This window comes from Specibacter cremeus, from assembly GCF_003946885.1.
Classification (GTDB): domain Bacteria; phylum Actinomycetota; class Actinomycetes; order Actinomycetales; family Micrococcaceae; genus Specibacter; species Specibacter cremeus.
This window is the reverse complement of the sequence record NZ_RWKQ01000036.1, coordinates 18,518-35,565: the sequence shown is the minus strand read 5'-3', so window position 1 is coordinate 35,565 and position 17,048 is coordinate 18,518. Positions and strand designations below refer to the sequence as shown.

Here is a 17,048-nt window from a genome sequence, read left to right as displayed (position 1 = left end):
GGGGCACATCGGGGTATGGTGGCGGTCCGCCACTGTACGGGCGCGGACGCAGTGAGGCGGGAGGCTGCTCGCCACCTTATTCGCGGGGCTGGGGGGCCCAAGTGGCCGGGTCGATCCGTCCGGCGTAGACGGGCAGATCGATCGGTGCCTCGCCGGGCCGGAACTGCGCCCACACGCGGCTCACACCGGCCGTACCGACCGCGCGAACGCGGTCGAGGGCGGTCAGGTCCAGGTCAACGGCGAGCAGGGTCGGTGCCGCATCTGGGGCCTCGGCGAGGACGGTGCCCTCGGGGTCGACCACAAGGCTGCGCCCTTCGCCGGTCGGCCCGGCGCAGTTGACGCTCACGACGAAGACCTGGTTCACGATTGCATTCGCCCGAGCCAGCACCAGCTCCAGGGCACGGTCCGGCGTCGTTGTCTTGACGACATTGAGAATGATGTCGGCGCCCATCCAGGCAAGCTGGCGCGTCGTTTCCGGAAACCAGGCGTCGTAACAGATGTTCAGTCCGACACGGCCCGCACCGTTCAGGTCGACAACGGCAAACCGGTCACCCGGGTCGTATGGTTCGTGGGGGCGCCAGGGGAAGATCTTTCGGTAGCTGCCCGCAAGCTCACCAGCGGGCGAGAGAACGATCTGTGTGTTGAACAACTCGCCCCGAGTGCCCGCTTCGCACAGGCTTCCCGGCACCAGCCAAACGCCAAGCTCCCTCGCGAGGTCTGCGAGCCCCTCAACGCGAGGGCCGTCGAGCGGCTCGGCGGAGCTTCGGAGGGCCTCGACGCGTTGACGGTCCGGCACGCCGTCGCCGAAGAGGTGAAGCTCCGGGAAGACGAGCAGTTCCGCGTCGGGGTGCCGGTCCATGGCCCGGCAGGCCTCGTCGGCGAAGTCTGAGAGCGGGGCGCCGATGAGCTGGGGAGGAGCCTGGGCGGCCACGAGGGGGATGTGTGTGCGCAACGGAGGAACCTCTTCGTTTCCTGCTGGTAACTGTTCAGATGGGTACCGGGGTCCAGGGAGGCCGAGCTCGTTGTGGACCTTCCTGGTCAGGATGGACGACTTCGTATGGAGCGGGGCGGCCAGCTCGCACGGGTAGAACTCCTCCCCCGCCGCGTCGAGGGCGCGCACCCCGTCCGGCACCAGGTAGCCATCATAGCTTTCGTCCCGGCGGGCCTGCTACAACAGGCAGCCGATCATTGAAGTCGCCTGCACCAAACGGCAGTGACTACTGCGGTGGGGCCCCCGCGGTCCCCGTGGCGGGGACCCACCGGTAGAGGGTGGGGACGGAGACGCCGAGGCTGCTGGCAACCTCCCGGGGCGGTGTTCCCTGGGCGAGGAGTTTGCGGACGGAGCGGATCTTGGACTCCGTCATGAGTCGTTTGCGGCCGCCCACCGTCATTTTCCGAAGTCAACTGCACGAAATGTCCAAAGTCGCCTGCACGGCCGCCACCTGTCCGTAAGGCAAGCCTTGACCTGGCGATCGACACCCGGTCCAGCAGTACGACTGGGACTGCAGCGCCTGATGTCATTTTTCGAAGGCGAGTGCGCGGCCCAACGGCTGCCGTGGACGGTCGAGGGTCGCGATAAACCGTGGAACCCCATCGCGCGTGCCACGGAATCCGAATCAGGCCCAGGATCTCCAGCAGCGCAGAAAGATCGCTTGCCTGTCAGCGCTCAGTCATCAAGGCGAACCGCGTTCAACTAGGCCCGCCGTGCTTCGAAGAGATGATCTCCTCCCGCGGCATATCCATCGGGCGCCTTCCTGCCGGTTCAGCCCGTGGGACCGGTGCGGGCCAGCGCCGCGCGAACTACCTCGCGCAGGGATTCCAGACTCGGCAGCCCGGACAGGCCCTTCGGTGTCGGGTAGACGCGGCACGTCACGGCTGGGTCGGTATCCGTAGGGAACATGTCCGCCCCGTCAAGGGTGAAGGTGGGCAAGCCGTGGAAGTCCAGGACGAACGCGTCGGCGTCGGTGGTGATTTTACGGACCGTTAGTGCTGCCGGGTCGGCGCCTTCCAGATCCGGGCCCGGGCAAACAGCTCGGCGGCGGAGGTTGCATGGGGGCAGTCAGCAATGGTGCGCAATTCGAAATCCATGACCCTATTGTCCCCCGGGCCGAAGACAGCGGCCCTCAGGCGCGCGAACCGCTGAGTTCAATAACCAGGGCTTGGCTCCTGGCCTGGATGTCCCCGTCGGGGCCCGGACAGAATCCGTCAAAGATCCTCAAACCTTCTCTACGTCGGCACAGCGGAAATCCCTACGCCGTGCGGTCTCGATCGTGAGATCGTACTGGTCCCATGCACCAGATACCAGAGGTATTCAAAGGCAAACCCGGCGCCGAGGACGGCCATGAACACCGGCTCCTCATAGCCGCCGATCAGGCTGTGGCCAAGCTCGGCCCCGATGCCGGCAAGGGCCGCGATCCCCAGCCACCCGACGGCTGTAATCACGCAATGAGCCCTGTGGCACCGCCAAAAATTACGCCCGCACCAAGTCCCCGCCACAAGCGACGCAAGTCCCACCATGGCCAAATCCAAGCGTGCCGGCAGGTGCGGCGCAATAGCCAGCAGCGCCGCCACCGCGGCAAAATAGAGGACACACGATATGCCCCAGCGGCGCAACACGCCATGACCGCCGAACCGCCTCACCGTAGTCGGCGGCACTTCCCCTGCGTTGAACACTGCCATCACCTCAAGATCAGGCTAGGACCTGCCCCCGGGGGAGAGTCAATCCCCTTGTGCGCGAAATGCGGGTCGTGCACATGCGGGTCCGCGCGACCGGCCAGCTCGTCAGCATGGAGTGCGTCAAAGCCGTCAATTCGGGCGAGCAGACTTTCCAGCTCCATGATCCGCTCCTGGGTCCGGGCTCGCACCGCATCGAGCAGGCCTGCCAGCCGGAGACCGGCAGGCTCATCAAGGCGCTGCAAATACATCTGGGCAAGGTCTTGGATCTCTGAGAGCGTCAGCCCCACGTCCCGCAGGGCTCCCACCACCCCGACGCACCACAATGCCTCATCGTCGAACAAGCGGTAGTTCCCCGGGCTACGCCCCACCGTGTAGATCAGGCCCAGTTCCTCATACTTGCGCAAAGCCTTGACCGGCACCCCGGTATGTCGTGCCAAGGCCCCGATCGTCATGACGGTCATCCACACCCCTCCCTGAAACATAAGACCTTCACAATTCATCGTAGGCTCGCTGCCCGTGTGTTGCGGTGAGCAGGCCGCAACTGTGCGGGGTGGGCCACGGGCTGCAAGGCGCGGCACCCATCGTTGTCGCCGACACGGCTCTGTCAAAGGTGGAAGAAACCATCCACGATGCCGAACACCGGCTGGTCCCCGCGCTCCCCACACTCGACGGCGTAGCCGTCAAGTCCGCCACCGGGCTGGCTGATCACGGACACCGCGTGGAATGATGCTCCAATGACGACGGCGGAACCCGGCAGTGAGGCTGAGCAGCAGGGTTTTGAAAACGGGCAGCGGAGAACGATCAGGCCAAATAGCACTACAACAAATGAGCCAGATAACTCTGCGACTCACAGGTCAGGAGTGCACCTACTTTGGGATCCGCTACTTGGCTCTCGATAACGAATGATTTCGAGAATGACTTGAATTGAGAATCCCTGAGGTCTGAGTCTCGTCATCCATGTGCATTGACCGGACAGGCAGCTCGTCCCGTTTCGGGAGCGCTTTTCCGGACTCACTTTTGTGCCAGTGCCCCATTCCAGCGCCTGACCAGCTCCCGATTCGCGTAAGCGTCCCGGAACCCGACGGCACGCTTCTTGGCGGTCACCAGGCCATGACTATTGCTCGAGCAACTCTTACTCCGACCATAACCATCGGGCCAAGGAAGCAAGCCATAGGGCTGGCTCTGGTAAGTGGATGGCGGGTGTGTTTCGATGGGGGAACGGCACCCGGTAGAGGACCGGGGCCACAGGCGGAGGACATGACATGGCTGCGATCCCAGGACACCGCGTGGTTGTATTCATCCAGGAGAACAAGACCACCGACTTCTACTTCCCTACCATGGCTGCCTGGGGTGCCGCCGTCGCCAACCACGGCAGCCTGCTGGACGCGCCACCCAACTTTGACCAGCCCCATGACCGCAACGCGTGGGTGCACTATGCCATGGGCGACTACCCGGCCCTGGACGCCCAGGTCAACAATGACACCGTCATCCCCTTCTACAGTTGGCTGGCCAAGCAGTTCACCTTTTGCGACCACCACTTTGGCTCGGGATCAAACTCCACCCCGGGACATATGCTCGCCATCGGCGGCCAGATGCCGACCCTGAAAAATCCGCCGTTCGTCGGCCCCCATCCGGTCTGGGACCTGCCGTCCATCTTCACCGCTGCCGAGGCCGGCGGCGTCCCTTGGGCCGCGTTTCCGGATGGGTCCGGGTATCCGACCAAGTTCTACAAGAGCCTGGGCACCGCACCGGGCTCCTCGCAGGTTTTCCCGCCCAAGGACTTCATCCCCATGGCCAAGGCCGGCACCCTCCCGCAGATCTGCTATGTCTGGAGCCCCGCAGGCTACGACGAACACCCACCGCACGTGAGTACGCCCGACTACGTGACCAAGGGACAAAACCTGGTGTGGGACAGGGTTCAGGCGGTCATCGACGGCGGCGGCTGGGCAGACACCACTTTCATCCTCACCTGGGACGACTGGGGTGGTTACACCGACTCCGTTCCCACCCCGGGCATTGAGACCGTGCCGGATGCCCTTCACCCGAGCGGCTTCGCCGCCATCGGCGGATCCCGAATCCCGCTGATTATGTTCGGCGGCAAAGTCAAGCAGAGCATCGACCCCCAATGGCACTCCCACGCATCGATCCCCAAGACCATCATTGACCTCCTCGGGCTCCCCGCCATGGGCGTCGCCCGCGTCGATGCCGCACCCTCCCTGGCGGCACACGTCGACCCGACGCTGGCACGGCCGGAACCGCCCGCCCCGGGCACCATGATCACCCAGCCGGCATCCCCGGATCCCGCACCGGTCCCGGTCCCGCCCGACCCCTGGAATGGACCCGCCGGACAAGCGATGCCTGCCCTGGCCACCCTCGACGGCTCCACAGTCCCTGCCCCCACCGACGGAACAGTGAACAAAAACCCACCAAAACCCCCGAAGCCTGCCATCCTCGGTTGATGTCCGCCAACCAGGGGGCCCGTGGCCGGTCAATGTTAGGGCTGTACCGGTCCGTGATGGCCCTCGATGTCGCCGAGCAGCTGGGCGGTGCTCGCCGCCTGACGTTTTCGGGCAACTCGTTTGGAGACTAGTAAAATGGACCAAGCCATCACGGATCTCGACCTCGCGAGTTACCGTTATACGGAGGCGATGCGAGTCATCCACCAGGTCCAGCAGGATCTTGCAGATTTGGAGCCAGGGAAGCTCACAGCGGGTGCACGAAAGGGCCTAGAACAAAAGGGCTACGCAGCGTACAGGGCGACGATCCCTCCGCTATCATCTGTCGTTGCGGCAGCGCCTCCTGCCGCCAAAGCGGCAGACAGTAGTTACCCCAGCTCCTGGCAGGACGATCAAGTTACGGCCTATTTGAAGAGTAACGGCTTTACGGACAGACAGGCGGCCTGGGTGCTGGCCCATGCCCATCAACGGGGATATCACCAACCCGGAGCACTAACTACACACTCTGCGATCTTTGAGGGCGTTCAAGAAGCCGACATTCAGCTCTGGTCGAGCCGTTCGCCGCGGCAATACGGCACCCTGTCGCAGAAAACCGACCCTGTATGTCATTTTCGAAGTCATCTGCACAACCCCCGTACTTCCGCGGGTGCCAGTGCAGACGACTTCGAAGAATGACAGGCACGGCTGCACCAGGGGTGGAGCGGGGCGATTCTCGTTTCGCGGCGTTCTCGAAATCCTTCGTTTTCGAGAATTGCTGACGGGTCACAAACAAACAGGTCAAGGCCTTCGTGGCCGGCGCCACCGCCGCGGCCGCCGGCGCCCTCTCCGGCGCTGTCGTCGTCCTGACCCGCGAAGCCGTCACCGACTGGACCACCGCAGCCATCGCCCTGGTATCCCTCGGGCTGCTCTGGCGCTTCAAAATCAACGAACCCTACATCGTCATCGCCGCAGGGATCCTCCTGCACTGACGAGCGGACCTGGCCCAGACAGCCCCGTCCCGGTTCCTTGAAACCCGGACGCACCGATGCATCGAACTTTGCTGTCCGCGGCAAATCCGGACATTTCGTCCATGCTGCGAACAGACTCTGCTGGCACGCCTGTGCAACCCACTGGCCCAGGAGCATACTGATGGGCATGACCGACCGCGACGACTTTTTAGCCTGGGTCCAATCCGCGCTGTACCAAGCGGAACTGGCCCTTCACAACGGCGACCTGGCCCCGCGCCGGGCGCTCTGGTCCCGCAACGAGCCCGTGAGCATCCTGGGTGCGTGGCGCAACGCCTATGGGCTGCAGGAGGTGGACGAGGCCTTCACATACCTCGAGCGGACGTTCTCCGACTGCACGTCGTACGCGTTCGAATTGCAGGCGTATGACGTGGTGGATGACATGGCCTATACCGCCGGCCTGGAGCACATCTCCGCCTCCGTCAACGGCCAGCCGCGCCGTTTCACCCTGCGGGCCACCCAGGTGTATCGCCGCGAAGGCGGCGCATGGAAGGTAGCCCACCGGCATGCCGACACAGTGACCGAATGACGGACCGGCCCTGGTCGCCGCCTGGCTCAACACCCGCCCCAGACCCTGGGTCTGGGGACGGCCCGCCCCGCACCCTGCGTCGCCATTTTGTCTACCTCCTTTGAGGAACGCTAGGCGACGAGATTCTCGGCGGCCGTGTCCATGTGCTCGCGGATGGTCTTGCGGGCCAGGGAGGCATCGCCGGTTTCGATGGCGGCAACGATGTCGTGGTGCCGGTCCACGCTCATGTTTTTGACGCCCTTTTCCAGCCCGGCGAACATGATGGACATCCGGATGGATCCCTCCAGGGATTCCCAGGAGTGGAGCAGGGTTTCGTTGCCGGTGAGGCGGCACATGGTGCGGTGGAACTCGAGGTCCGATTCGATCCGCTCTTCGAGGCTGCCCCGGGTTGCCGCTGTCATGGCGTCGATGGCGGCCCGCAGGGAGGTTATGACGTGCTGGCGGTCCGGCAGTTCGCACAACGTCCGGGCGGCCAGCGATTCCAGTGCTGCGCGCACGGAGTAGATGTCCCGGATTTCCTTGGCATCCAGGTGCCGGACGGAGAGGCGGCCGCGCGGCCCCGCGGACAGGAGGCCCTCCTGTTCCAGTTGGCGCAGTGCCTCCCGCAGGGTTCCCCGGCTGATCTGCAGCATGTCGGACAGCTCGGTTTCCACCAGGTGCCTGCCCTGCTCCAGCTCCCCGCTCGTGATGGCGGTGCGCAGCGCCGACAGCGCCTGCTCGCGAAGGCTTTTCTTCTCAAGTCCAAGCAGCGGTGCCGTTGTTCCGGCCATCGTTTTCGTCCTCAATGTCAGTGGTCGACTGTTTACAGTCGGCGTGTTAACTGTTGATGTTACGGCAGAAGCGCGGAACCGGCTTGAACCGGCTCCGCGCCTCCGCCGTGCAGATCCGGCTCAGCCCAGTTCCGCGAGAACCTTCGCGACGATCCGCTGCACGGACAGGCCGTACCGATCGTGCAGGGTGGGCAGGGCGCCGGCGTCGAGGAATTCGTCCGGCAGTGCCACGGACACAACCCTCTTGCCCAGGCCGGCGGTGACCACCGCCGAGGCGACGGTTTCGAACAGGCCGCCCACCACGCTGTGGTTCTCCAGTGTGACCGCGAGGCGGTCGGTGTTCAGTTCGGCCAAGACCGTCGCGGTGTCGAACGGTTTGATGGTGGGGGCGTGGACGACGGCGACGTCCACGTTGTGGGCGGCCAGCGCCCTGGCGGCCTGCAGCGCCCGCATGGTCATCAGCCCGCTGGAGACGAACACGACGTCGTTGCCGCCGCGCAGCACCTTCGCCTTGCCCAGCTCGAACGTGTAGCCGTACTCGTCCAGCACCGTGGGGACATTGCCGCGCAGCAGCCGCAGGTAGGTGGGGCCGTCGCTGGCCGCGAGCTGGGGGACCGCCTGCTCGATGTCCACTGAATCGCACGGGTCCACGATCGTCAGGTTGGGCATGCCGCGGAAGATCGCCATGTCCTCGGTTGCCTGGTGGCTGGGCCCGTAGCCCGTGGTCAGGCCGGGTAGGCCGCCGACGATGTTCACGTTGAGGTTGGGCTCGGCGCTGTCCAGGCAGAGGAAGTCGTACGCGCGCCGCGCGGCGAACACGGAGTAGGTGGACGCGAACGGCACCAGGCCGGTCTGCGCCAAACCCGCGGCGGCGCCGACGAGCAGCTGCTCGGCCATGCCCATCTGGAAGAACCGCTCCGGGAACGCCTGCGCGAAGATGTGCATGTCCGTGTACTTGCCCAGGTCCGCGGTCAGGCCCACGATCCTGTCGTTCTCCCGCGCGGCCTTCACCAGGGCGTGTCCGAACGGGGCGGCCGCGGTTTTCTGGCCCGGCTCGGCGAAGGACGCGATCATGGCCGACGTTTTCAGCCTGGGTGCGGCGGCGGCGCTCATCGGGCGGCCTTTCCTTCGTATCCGGCGCTCAGTTGCTGGCGGCAGAGCCGCCATTCGTGGTCCTCGATGCGCATGAAGTGCGCCTTTTCGCGGTTCTCGAGCAGCGGCACGCCGCGGCCCACCTTCGTGTCGCACAGGATCACGGAGGGACGTCCGACGGCGGCCGCCTGGGCGGCTGCGTTGTCGAACGCCGCCAGCAGCGCACCGACGTCGTTCCCGTCCACCCGCTGGGTGTACCAGCCGAAGGCCTCCCACTTGTCAGCCACGGGTTCGGTGCGGAGCACCGTGTCCGTCTTGCCGTCCGCCTGCAGGGCGTTGATGTCCACCATGGCGGTGAGGTTGCCCAGCCGGTGGTGGTGGGCGCCCATGGCGGCCTCCCACGTGGAGCCTTCGTCCAGTTCGCCGTCGGAGAGGAAGTTGTAGATCCTCGCCTCGGACCCCCGGTGCCGCAGGCCCAGGGCCATGCCGACGGCGATGGCCAGGCCATGGCCGAGGGAGCCGCCGGAGATTTCCATGCCCGGGGTGTAGGTGGACATCCCGGACATCGGCAGCCGGGAATCATCCGAGCCGTAGGTGTCAAGTTCCTCAACGGCAATGAGGCCGGCTTCGGCCAGGGCGGCGTAGTGCCCGATGGCGTAGTGGCCGGTGGAGAGCAGGAACCGGTCCCGGCCCTCCCAGTCGGGCTGGTCGGCGCGGAAGCGGAGCTGGTCCGTGTACACGGCGGCCAGCATGTCGGCCGCTCCGAGGGCCTGGCCAACGTAGCCCTGGCCCTGGACCTCGCCCATGGTCAGGGCGTGGTGCCTGATACGGTAGGCGGCACTGCCGACCCGTTCAGCGCGGTCCGTGGCGGTTTCTCCGGGCATTCTTCCCACCTCGTGCAGTTCCTGGGTGGTTGCCATCAGACGATCACCGACTGGGGGGTGCTTTTGGTGGCCTCGTCCGCCAGTCCACGCTCACGTTTGCCCCACGTTTCCCGGGTGGCGACGGCGGCCCACAGCCCGATGGCGGCGTATACGCTGAACAGCAGCGCCGGACCCATCCAGCCGAAGCTGACGAACAGCAACGTGGTGATGAAGGGCGTGAATCCGGACACCATGGCCGAGATCTGGTAGGCCAGTGAGGCGCCGGAGGCGCGGGTCTTCGCCTGGAAGAGCTCCGGGAACCAGGCGCCCTGGGCGCCCGCCAGGGAGTTCTGGCAGACGGCGTAGGAGATCACGATGGTGGCGATGATGAAGATGAACAGGCCCGTGTTGACCAGCAGGAACATGGGGATGCCGAACAGCAACGCGAAGGCGCAGGACCAGACGTAGAGCGGGCGGCGGCCGATTCTGTCGGTCAGGCGGGCCCAGGCGCTGGTCGCGAAGATCCCGATGGCGGAGGCGATGGAGAGCGCGATGAGGGTCTGGGTCTTGTCGGCCAAGTGCTGGCTGTTCAGGTAGGAAATCATGTAGGTGACCGAGACGGCGTAGCCGGCGGTCTCGGCAATACGGAGGCCGATGCCGCGCACGATGTTGCGCCAGTCCGTCTTCAGCACCTCAACGATGGGGGCCTTGGCGATGGTGCCGCTGTCCCTGACGTCCTCGAAGACCGGGGACTCGGGGACCTTGGAACGGATGATCAGACCGACGGCGACCAGCACAATGCTGGCGAGGAACGGGATGCGCCAGGCCAGTGAGCTGCCGAGATGGACGCTGACGAGGAAGACAAGGTTGGCCAGAAGCAGCCCCACCGGGAAGCCGGCCTGGACGATGCCCGTGTACTTGCCCTTGGCTTTCCAGGGGGCGTGCTCGTAACTCATGAGGATGGCACCGCCCCATTCGGCGCCGAAGGCAAATCCCTGGACAATGCGGACGAAGACCAGCAGGGCCGGCGCCAGCAGGCCGACCTGGCTGTAGGTGGGCAGCAGGCCGATGGCAAACGTGGCCAGACCCATCAGGATCAGCGAGGCGACCAGCACGGGCTTGCGGCCGAGCTTGTCGCCCAGATGACCGCCGATGATGCCGCCGATGGGCCGTGCGGCAAACCCGACGCCGAGCGTGGCGAAGGCCGCCAGGGTTCCCGTGACCGGATCCGCCCCGGGGAAAAACGCTGTTCCAAAGTACAGGGCAGCCGCGGTGCCGAAACCGATGAAGTCGTAGGTTTCGATGACTGCACCGACGGCGGAGCCGACGGCAACCCGCTTGGCGTCCCTGGTGCCGTGAACCGGCCCGCGCATGGCCAGAGCTTCTTTGCTCATTGGTGAATCCCTTTCGAAGAGCGACCAACGTTTCGATGTGTTCGATGCGTTAGCACTGTCGACTGTTAACAAATGATACGCCAGTGTGACCTGCGCCATCCACTTCTGTCAACAGTCAACTTTAGGAGTTGACTGTTGACAGTCAACGTACATATTGTGGTGCCCACCACCTAAGCCCGTGGGCATGACCAGAGGATCAACGACGATGTTCCATACCCGGCTCGGATGCTCGTCCATCAGCTTCCGCCATCAGGATCTTCCCGCCGCCCTGCGCACCATCGGTGGCCTGGGCTTTGAGGAGATCGACCTCGGCGCCCTCCCCGGCGTCTGCAACCACGTCCCGTATGACCTGGACGCCGACGCCATCACGGCCGTTGCCGCCGATGTTGCCGCCTCCGGGCTGCGGGTCCGCTCCGTCAACGGCGACATCGGCGATCTGAACGCAGCGCTCGACGCCGACCGGCAGGCTGCCCGCGATCTTCACCTCGATGCGCTGCTCACACTGACGGCCAAAACCGGGGCGAAGGCGCTCGTCCTGCCGTGCGGCGCACTCAACCACGAACCTGTCAGAAGCCTCGAAGAGGATCTGGACACCATCGCCGCCCAGCTGGTCCGCGCCGGAGAGCGGGCGGCGGAGTTCGGCGTCGAACTCTGGACAGAATCCCTGCACTTCCTTCGCTTCTGCTGGAACCTGGAACGCGCGGAACGGCTGGCCCACCGGCTGGCGGGATCCGGTGTCGGAGTCGTCATGGACTTCAGCCACATCGTGGCCTCCGGCGAAGACCCGCTCGAATACATCGAACGGCACCAGGGCCGCATCACCCATGTTCACCTGCGCGACGCCGTGCCAGGGAACATCAACCTCAGCATCGGCAACGGCCGGGCGGACTTCGCCGCCGGGCTCCGTTCACTGGCGGCCCGCGGGTACTCGGGCCACTTCTCACTTGAATTGGAGACCCGGGACGTCACCCATGACGAACGCCCCGCGGCCGCAGCCCAAGCGGCCAGCCTCATCACCGACCTGATCCGGCCACGGACCCCGGCCGGGGACCCCAACCACCCACGCAACCTCAACAACCGTCAAGGAGCATCATGACCACCACCATCCAGCGCACCGCCGTCCTCACCGGGGCCACCTCGGACCGGGGCATCGGCCTGACCACCGCACGCCGCTACGCCCGTGAAGGCTGGGCCGTGGTGATCCTGGACCTCGACGGCGAGAAGTCCGCCAAGGTCGCCGCGGAGATCGGCAACGAATTCAACGTTCCCGCCTTCGGCCACGAGATCGACGTCGCCAGCGAGGACTCCGTCAGCGCCGCCTACAAGGCAGTGGCGGCGGAGGTCGGCTCCGGCACGCTTCCGGCGGTCGGAGCCCTGGCCAACATCGCCGGCATCACCTCGCCGGTGCCCTTCCTGGAAACCACGCTGGAACTCTGGAACAAGGTCATGGCCGTGAACTCCACGGGAACCTACCTCGTCACCAGGGCCTTCCTGCCGGACATGATCGCCAACGGCTGGGGCCGGATCGTCAACATGTCCTCCGTCTCCGCGCAGCGCGGCGGCGGCGTCTTCGGCAAGGTCCCCTACTCCGCGGCCAAGGCGGCCATCCTGGGCTTCACCAAGGCCCTGGCGCGCGAGATCGGCAGTACCGGGGTGACGGTCAATGCCATCACCCCGGGCGCCGTGGACACCAACATCCGCGTCGGCAGTACCGACGAGCAGGAGGCGGCCATCGCCTCCAGCATCCCTGTGGGCCGCACCGCCACCACCGAGGAGATCGCCGCCGTGATCACCTTCCTGTCCTCCGAGGACTCCGCCTACCTCACGGGCACCACCATGGACATCAACGGCGGAAGCCACATCCACTAGCAGCCCTTCCGGCAGCCGAGAGAGCCCACAATGACCAGAATTTTCAACGACCCCGCCGATTTCGCCGAGGAAGCCCTCGCCGGGTTCTGCGACCTCCATGCAGACCTCGTGCGCCAGGTCCCGGGCGGCGCCGTGCGCCGGCTCCGGCCCGCCAACCCGAAGGTCGCCGTCCTCGCCGGCGGCGGCTCCGGCCACTACCCGGCCTTCGCCGGGCTGATCGGCGCCGGACTGGCCGAAGGCGCCGTGATCGGCAACATCTTCACCTCTCCCTCCGCGCGGCAGGCGTACTCCGTGGCGAAGGCCGCGGACTCCGGCGCCGGTGTGGTGTTCGCCTACGGCAACTACGCCGGCGATGTCATGAACTTCGGCATGGCCAGCGAACGGCTAGGCGCCGAAGGACTGGCCGTCGAAAACGTGCTGGTCACGGACGACATCGCCAGCGCCCCGCCGTCGGAGACGGACAAGCGCCGCGGCATCGCCGGCGACTTCACCGTTTTCAAGGTGATGGGGGCCGCTGCCGAAGCGGGAGCCGGCCTGGCCGACGTCGTCCGCCTGGGCCGCAAGGCCAACAGCCTCACCCGGACCATCGGCAGCGCCTTCTCCGGCTGCACCTTCCCCGGCGCGGATGCCCCGCTGTTCACCCTCAAGGACAAGGAGATGGGGCTCGGCCTGGGCATCCACGGAGAACCAGGCCTGTCCGACACGGCCCTGCCTCCGGCGAAGGGGCTTGGCCGGGAACTTGTTTCGCGGCTGCTCGCGGAGACACCCCCCGGCGCGGGGCATCGCATTGCCGTGATCCTCAACGGCCTCGGATCCACCAAACATGAGGAACTCTTCGTGCTGTGGCTGACGGTCGCCCCGCTCCTCCGCGCAGCCGGCTACACCCTGGTCATGCCCGAGGTCGGCGAACTGGTCACCAGCCTCGACATGGCCGGCGTTTCCTCACCATCACCTGGCTCGACGACGAACTGGAACCACTGTGGACGGCGCCCGCGCAAACGCCGGCCTTCCGGCGCGGCAACGCCGCCCCGCAGCCCGCAGACGCCCACGCCGAACCCGAGCCCGGCGGCGGCACCGCAGCGGTTCCGTTCGAGGCCGCCGAAGGCTCCCGCCAATACGCAGCCAGCGCCCTGGCGGCCTTGGAAGCAGCCCGCGACACACTGCACGGCGCAGAGTCGCGGCTGGGGGACATGGACGCCATTGCCGGTGACGGCGACCATGGGCGCGGCATGGTCCGCGGGATCGACGCTGCCACCGCCGCGGCATCCGACGCCCTTGCACAGGGCGCCGGGGCCGGCGCGGTGCTCGTGGCAGCCGGTGATGCGTGGGCCGACAGGGCCGGCGGAACATCCGGCGTGCTGTGGGGTGCGGGCCTGCGGGCCTTCGGCGAATCCCTCGGGAACCATCAGGCACCGGGCCCGGGGGAACTCGCCGCCGCCGTGACGGCGTTCGCCACCAGGATCACCGCGCTCGGCAAGGCCGAACCCGGGGACAAAACCATGGTGGACGCGCTGCTGCCCTTCGCAGAGACCTTCAGCCGTCTCGTCGCGGAAGGCGCCGGAGCGGGACCGGCCTGGGCCGAGGCCGCCGGAGAATCAACTGCTGCGGCGCAAGCCACGGCCGCGCTCCGCCCGCTGAAGGGACGCGCGCGCCCGCTGGCGGAAAAGAGCGTGGGCACGGCAGACCCGGGAGCCACCTCCCTGGCAATGGCCTTCACCGTCATGGGCCCCCACCTTGCGGCGATCCGGCGGACAGCGGGGGCACTCTCGTGACGATGGAAGGACAGCCCGTGGGCCTTCGGCTTATCCTGGGTGCCGACGAGGCCGGCGTCGACTACAAGAACCAGATCATGGCGGACCTTCGTGCGGACCCCCGCGTCGGCGAAGTCATCGACATCGGGGTCAACCGCACCGATGCGCCCGAGCAGTTCACCAAACCCTACCCCTACGTGGGCATCGCGGCCGGCGAGATGATCAGGGACGGTCGCGCCGACCGGGCCATCCTGTTCTGCGGCACGGGAATCGGTGTGGCCATCGCCGCCAACAAGGTGGATGGAATCCGCGCCGCAACGGCCCACGACTCGTTCTCGGTGGAGCGCTCCGTGCTCTCCAACGACTGCCAGGTTCTCATCATGGGCCAGCGGGTGGTCGGTGTGGAACTCGCCCGCAGGCTGGCCCGCGAGTGGATCGGCTACACCTTCGACCCGGAATCGGCGTCGGCTGCGAAGGTCAAACTCCTCACGGACTTCGAAGGCTGCCAGGGCCGCGCAACGGGGTCGTAGGGTTCGGTGGAACCCTCCCCAGGCTTCACAGGGCGATCCCGGCCAGCCGCGCCCGATGGCGGTAGTCTCAGCGGTGCAGCGACTGTAGACATCCCGTGCAGCCGTCTTCGAAAATGGCATCAATCGCCGCGCAATGGCGACGCCGCGAACTCCCGCATGCCACGCTCGAAGCCGTGCCGTGGAACCCAGCCGAGTTCGGCCCTGATCCGGGCCGAGCTGGCGGTGATGTGCCGGACGTCGCCCAACCGGAACGCGCCCGTGACCACGGGCGCGGGGCCGCCGGTGAGGGTGCTCAACACCCGGGCCACCTCCCCGATCGTGTGGACCTCGTCCGCGCCCACGTTGTAGGCGCGGAACCAGCCGGGCGCGGCTGCGGCCAGGGCGCCAACGGCCAATACATTGGCGGCGGCGACGTCGGCCGCGTGCACGAAGCTGCGCCGCTGGCCCCCGTCCTCGAACACCTGCGGGGGCAGGCCCTGTGCCAGGGCGGAGCGGAACAGGCTGGCCACGCCGGCATAGGGGGTGTTCCTGGGCATCCGGGGCCCGTACACGTTGTGATAGCGCAGGGCGATGGCCCGCCCGCCCGTGGACCGCGCCCACGAGCCGGCCAGATGCTCCTGGGCGAGTTTGGAGGCGGCATAGACGTTGCGCGGGTCGAGGACGGCGTCCTCGGTGACCAGCGCGGGGTGCAGGGGCCGGCCGGATACCGGGTGGCGCGGCTCAAACAGGCCATGCGCCAGGTCGTCCGCCAGGCGGGGGCCCGGGCGCACCGGCGTGCCGGCGTCGTCCGTGTACGCGCCCTCGCCGTAGACCACCATGGAGGAGGCAAGCACCAGCCGTTCGACCCCGGCGGCGGCCATCCCGGCCAGCAGGACGGCCGTGGCGAGATCGTTGTTGCGGACGTAGTCCGGGGCGTCGGCAAACGTCACGCCCAGGCCCACCTTGGCGCTGTGGTGGACCACCACGTCCACGCCCGCCAAGGCGGTGGCCACCGTCGCGGCGTCGGCGACGTCCCCGGCCAGGAGCTCGGCCCCGGCGGGCAGCCGGGGCGGCCGCGGGTGCACGGACGGGTCCAGCAGGTCCAGGACCCGCACGTCCCAGCCCTGCCCCAGAGCGGCCTCGACAACGTGGGAGCCGATGAAGCCGGCGCCGCCGGTGACCAGGATTCTCACGGCCGGCCCGGACCGTGCCCCGGGGCCGGTGCGGCGTTCATGACCGCCGCCACCGCGGCCGCGGCGATCCACCGCGGGGCGCGGTAGCCGTCGTCGACCATTCCGGCGACGGCGGCCAGGACGCGCAGGATGCGCGGCTGGGCGGCGGCCAGCCGGCCCAGGACAAGCTCCGCGGTCACGGGTTCCGAACCGTCGTGGCCCGTGTCCGCATCGGTGACGAAGGCCAGCGTGGCGAAGCCCATGTTGAGCTCCGCGGCCAGGACGGGCTCCGGGTACGCCGTCATGCTGACCAGGTGCGCGCCCATGCCGGCCATGGCGGCGGACTCGGCCCGGGTGGAGAACCGGGGGCCCTTGATGACGGCCACCGTGGCGGCGGGCCGGAAGTCCTCCCCCAGTCGCCCCAGGGCGGTGTGCAGCAGGGTCCGCAACCGTGGACAGTATGGCTCGGCGGCGGGCAGGTGCTGGACCCCGGCCGGCACGGTCCCGTCGTAAAACGTGTCCGCCCGGCCCCACGTCCTGTCCATGAACTGGTCGGGGACGGCAAACGAACCGGGGCGGTGGGTGGCGACCAACGCGCCCACCGCCGATGAACCGAGCACCGCCGCGACGCCCAGGCTCCTGAGCGCCCACAGGTTGGCGCGGTAGTTGATCTGCTGCGGCGCCACCGTGTGGCCGTGGCCGTGCCGGGCCAGGAAGGCGACGACGGGACCGGACCCGCCAACGCCGGGGAGCTCGGCCACCGTGACCGGACTGGACGGGGCGCCGAAGGGCGTGTCCACGCCCACGGTTTCCAGGATCCGGGCGCCCGGCAGCCGGTACAGCCCGGTGCCGCCAATGATCCCCAGCCGAACGCGGGGGACGGTCGGCGGCCGGTCGGCGGACTGGTTTTCGGGTTGCGGGACCATGACACCCATCCTGCCAAGTCCGGGCGCCGGCGCGGGG

At 67.2% G+C, this 17,048-nt stretch carries 17 protein-coding genes and 2 pseudogenes; 8 read left to right on the top strand and 11 right to left on the bottom strand.

Annotated features, from left to right (window positions below; all coding sequences use genetic code 11):
- Positions 1 to 76: 76 nt before the first annotated feature.
- The 5 genes from EJC77_RS14080 to EJC77_RS14060 all read right to left on the bottom strand — a co-directional run bounded on the left by EJC77_RS14080 (position 77) and on the right by EJC77_RS14060 (position 3,137).
- Positions 77 to 952, bottom strand: coding sequence for a carbon-nitrogen hydrolase family protein (locus EJC77_RS14080; protein WP_125613806.1), 876 nt, complete (start codon positions 950 to 952; stop codon positions 77 to 79).
- A 265-nt stretch (positions 953 to 1,217) separates the two neighbouring features.
- On the bottom strand, positions 1,218 to 1,391 hold the full coding sequence (locus EJC77_RS14075) for a helix-turn-helix domain-containing protein (RefSeq protein ID WP_125613802.1): 174 nt from the start codon (positions 1,389 to 1,391) through the stop codon (positions 1,218 to 1,220).
- Positions 1,392 to 1,762: 371 nt separating this feature from the next.
- A complete protein-coding gene (locus tag EJC77_RS21140) occupies positions 1,763 to 1,930 on the bottom strand; it encodes a hypothetical protein (RefSeq protein WP_240630262.1) in 168 nt (55 codons plus the stop codon).
- 296 nt (positions 1,931 to 2,226) lie between these two features.
- Entirely contained in the window at positions 2,227 to 2,679 is a 453-nt protein-coding gene (locus tag EJC77_RS14065) for a hypothetical protein (RefSeq protein WP_125613799.1), read from the bottom strand.
- Positions 2,679 to 3,137 carry a MerR family transcriptional regulator gene (locus EJC77_RS14060; protein WP_205787346.1) on the bottom strand — a complete coding sequence of 153 codons (459 nt, stop codon included), beginning with the start codon at positions 3,135 to 3,137 and terminating at the stop codon, positions 2,679 to 2,681. The genes EJC77_RS14065 and EJC77_RS14060 overlap by 1 nt, the downstream gene beginning before the upstream one ends.
- Before the next feature lie 825 nt (positions 3,138 to 3,962).
- Here EJC77_RS14060 and EJC77_RS14055 point away from each other — a divergent pair.
- The 4 genes and pseudogenes from EJC77_RS14055 (at position 3,963) to EJC77_RS14040 (ending at position 6,665) form a co-directional block, all read left to right on the top strand.
- Positions 3,963 to 5,135, top strand: a complete 1,173-nt coding sequence (locus tag EJC77_RS14055; RefSeq protein ID WP_164520426.1) for an alkaline phosphatase family protein — start codon at positions 3,963 to 3,965, stop codon at positions 5,133 to 5,135.
- Between the two features lie 135 nt (positions 5,136 to 5,270).
- Positions 5,271 to 5,807 (top strand): hypothetical protein, encoded by a 537-nt coding sequence (locus tag EJC77_RS14050; RefSeq protein WP_125613793.1) that lies wholly within the window; start codon positions 5,271 to 5,273, stop codon positions 5,805 to 5,807.
- 104 nt (positions 5,808 to 5,911) lie between these two features.
- Positions 5,912 to 6,100, top strand: a pseudogene (locus EJC77_RS14045) (chromate transporter); the annotation flags it as partial.
- A 166-nt stretch (positions 6,101 to 6,266) separates the two neighbouring features.
- Positions 6,267 to 6,665 carry a nuclear transport factor 2 family protein gene (locus tag EJC77_RS14040; RefSeq protein ID WP_125613789.1) on the top strand — a complete coding sequence of 133 codons (399 nt, stop codon included), beginning with the start codon at positions 6,267 to 6,269 and terminating at the stop codon, positions 6,663 to 6,665.
- A gap of 110 nt (positions 6,666 to 6,775) precedes the next feature.
- Here EJC77_RS14040 and EJC77_RS14035 read toward each other — a convergent pair whose 3' ends face one another.
- The 4 genes from EJC77_RS14035 to EJC77_RS14020 all read right to left on the bottom strand — a co-directional run bounded on the left by EJC77_RS14035 (position 6,776) and on the right by EJC77_RS14020 (position 10,784).
- Complete coding sequence (locus EJC77_RS14035) at positions 6,776 to 7,435, bottom strand: GntR family transcriptional regulator (RefSeq protein WP_125613786.1); 660 nt, start codon at positions 7,433 to 7,435, stop codon at positions 6,776 to 6,778.
- Between the two features lie 120 nt (positions 7,436 to 7,555).
- Positions 7,556 to 8,548 carry a transketolase family protein gene (locus EJC77_RS14030; RefSeq protein ID WP_125613783.1) on the bottom strand — a complete coding sequence of 331 codons (993 nt, stop codon included), beginning with the start codon at positions 8,546 to 8,548 and terminating at the stop codon, positions 7,556 to 7,558.
- Complete coding sequence (locus EJC77_RS14025; RefSeq protein WP_420820319.1) at positions 8,545 to 9,411, bottom strand: transketolase; 867 nt, start codon at positions 9,409 to 9,411, stop codon at positions 8,545 to 8,547. Before EJC77_RS14025 ends, EJC77_RS14030 begins: the two co-directional genes overlap by 4 nt.
- 35 nt (positions 9,412 to 9,446) lie before the next feature.
- Complete coding sequence (locus EJC77_RS14020; protein WP_125613778.1) at positions 9,447 to 10,784, bottom strand: MFS transporter; 1,338 nt, start codon at positions 10,782 to 10,784, stop codon at positions 9,447 to 9,449.
- 205 nt (positions 10,785 to 10,989) lie between these two features.
- Between EJC77_RS14020 and EJC77_RS14015 the strand changes: the two genes are divergently transcribed.
- From EJC77_RS14015 to EJC77_RS14000, 4 genes and pseudogenes are all read left to right on the top strand, one after another.
- Positions 10,990 to 11,880 (top strand): sugar phosphate isomerase/epimerase family protein, encoded by an 891-nt coding sequence (locus tag EJC77_RS14015; protein ID WP_125613848.1) that lies wholly within the window; start codon positions 10,990 to 10,992, stop codon positions 11,878 to 11,880.
- A complete protein-coding gene (locus tag EJC77_RS14010; RefSeq protein ID WP_125613775.1) occupies positions 11,877 to 12,653 on the top strand; it encodes an SDR family NAD(P)-dependent oxidoreductase in 777 nt (258 codons plus the stop codon). Before EJC77_RS14015 ends, EJC77_RS14010 begins: the two co-directional genes overlap by 4 nt.
- 30 nt (positions 12,654 to 12,683) lie before the next feature.
- A pseudogene (locus EJC77_RS14005) lies at positions 12,684 to 14,425 on the top strand (dihydroxyacetone kinase family protein).
- A gap of 2 nt (positions 14,426 to 14,427) precedes the next feature.
- The gene (locus EJC77_RS14000) at positions 14,428 to 14,934 is read left to right on the top strand and encodes a ribose-5-phosphate isomerase (protein ID WP_125613772.1); all 507 of its coding nucleotides are present in this window, start codon (positions 14,428 to 14,430) and stop codon (positions 14,932 to 14,934) included.
- 119 nt (positions 14,935 to 15,053) lie between these two features.
- On the opposite strand, the gene EJC77_RS13995 is transcribed toward EJC77_RS14000, so the two are convergent.
- Complete coding sequence (locus EJC77_RS13995; protein WP_125613769.1) at positions 15,054 to 16,106, bottom strand: NAD-dependent epimerase/dehydratase family protein; 1,053 nt, start codon at positions 16,104 to 16,106, stop codon at positions 15,054 to 15,056.
- The gene (locus EJC77_RS13990) at positions 16,103 to 17,011 is read right to left on the bottom strand and encodes an MTAP family purine nucleoside phosphorylase (protein WP_125613766.1); all 909 of its coding nucleotides are present in this window, start codon (positions 17,009 to 17,011) and stop codon (positions 16,103 to 16,105) included. Before EJC77_RS13990 ends, EJC77_RS13995 begins: the two co-directional genes overlap by 4 nt.
- Positions 17,012 to 17,048 lie beyond the last annotated feature (37 nt).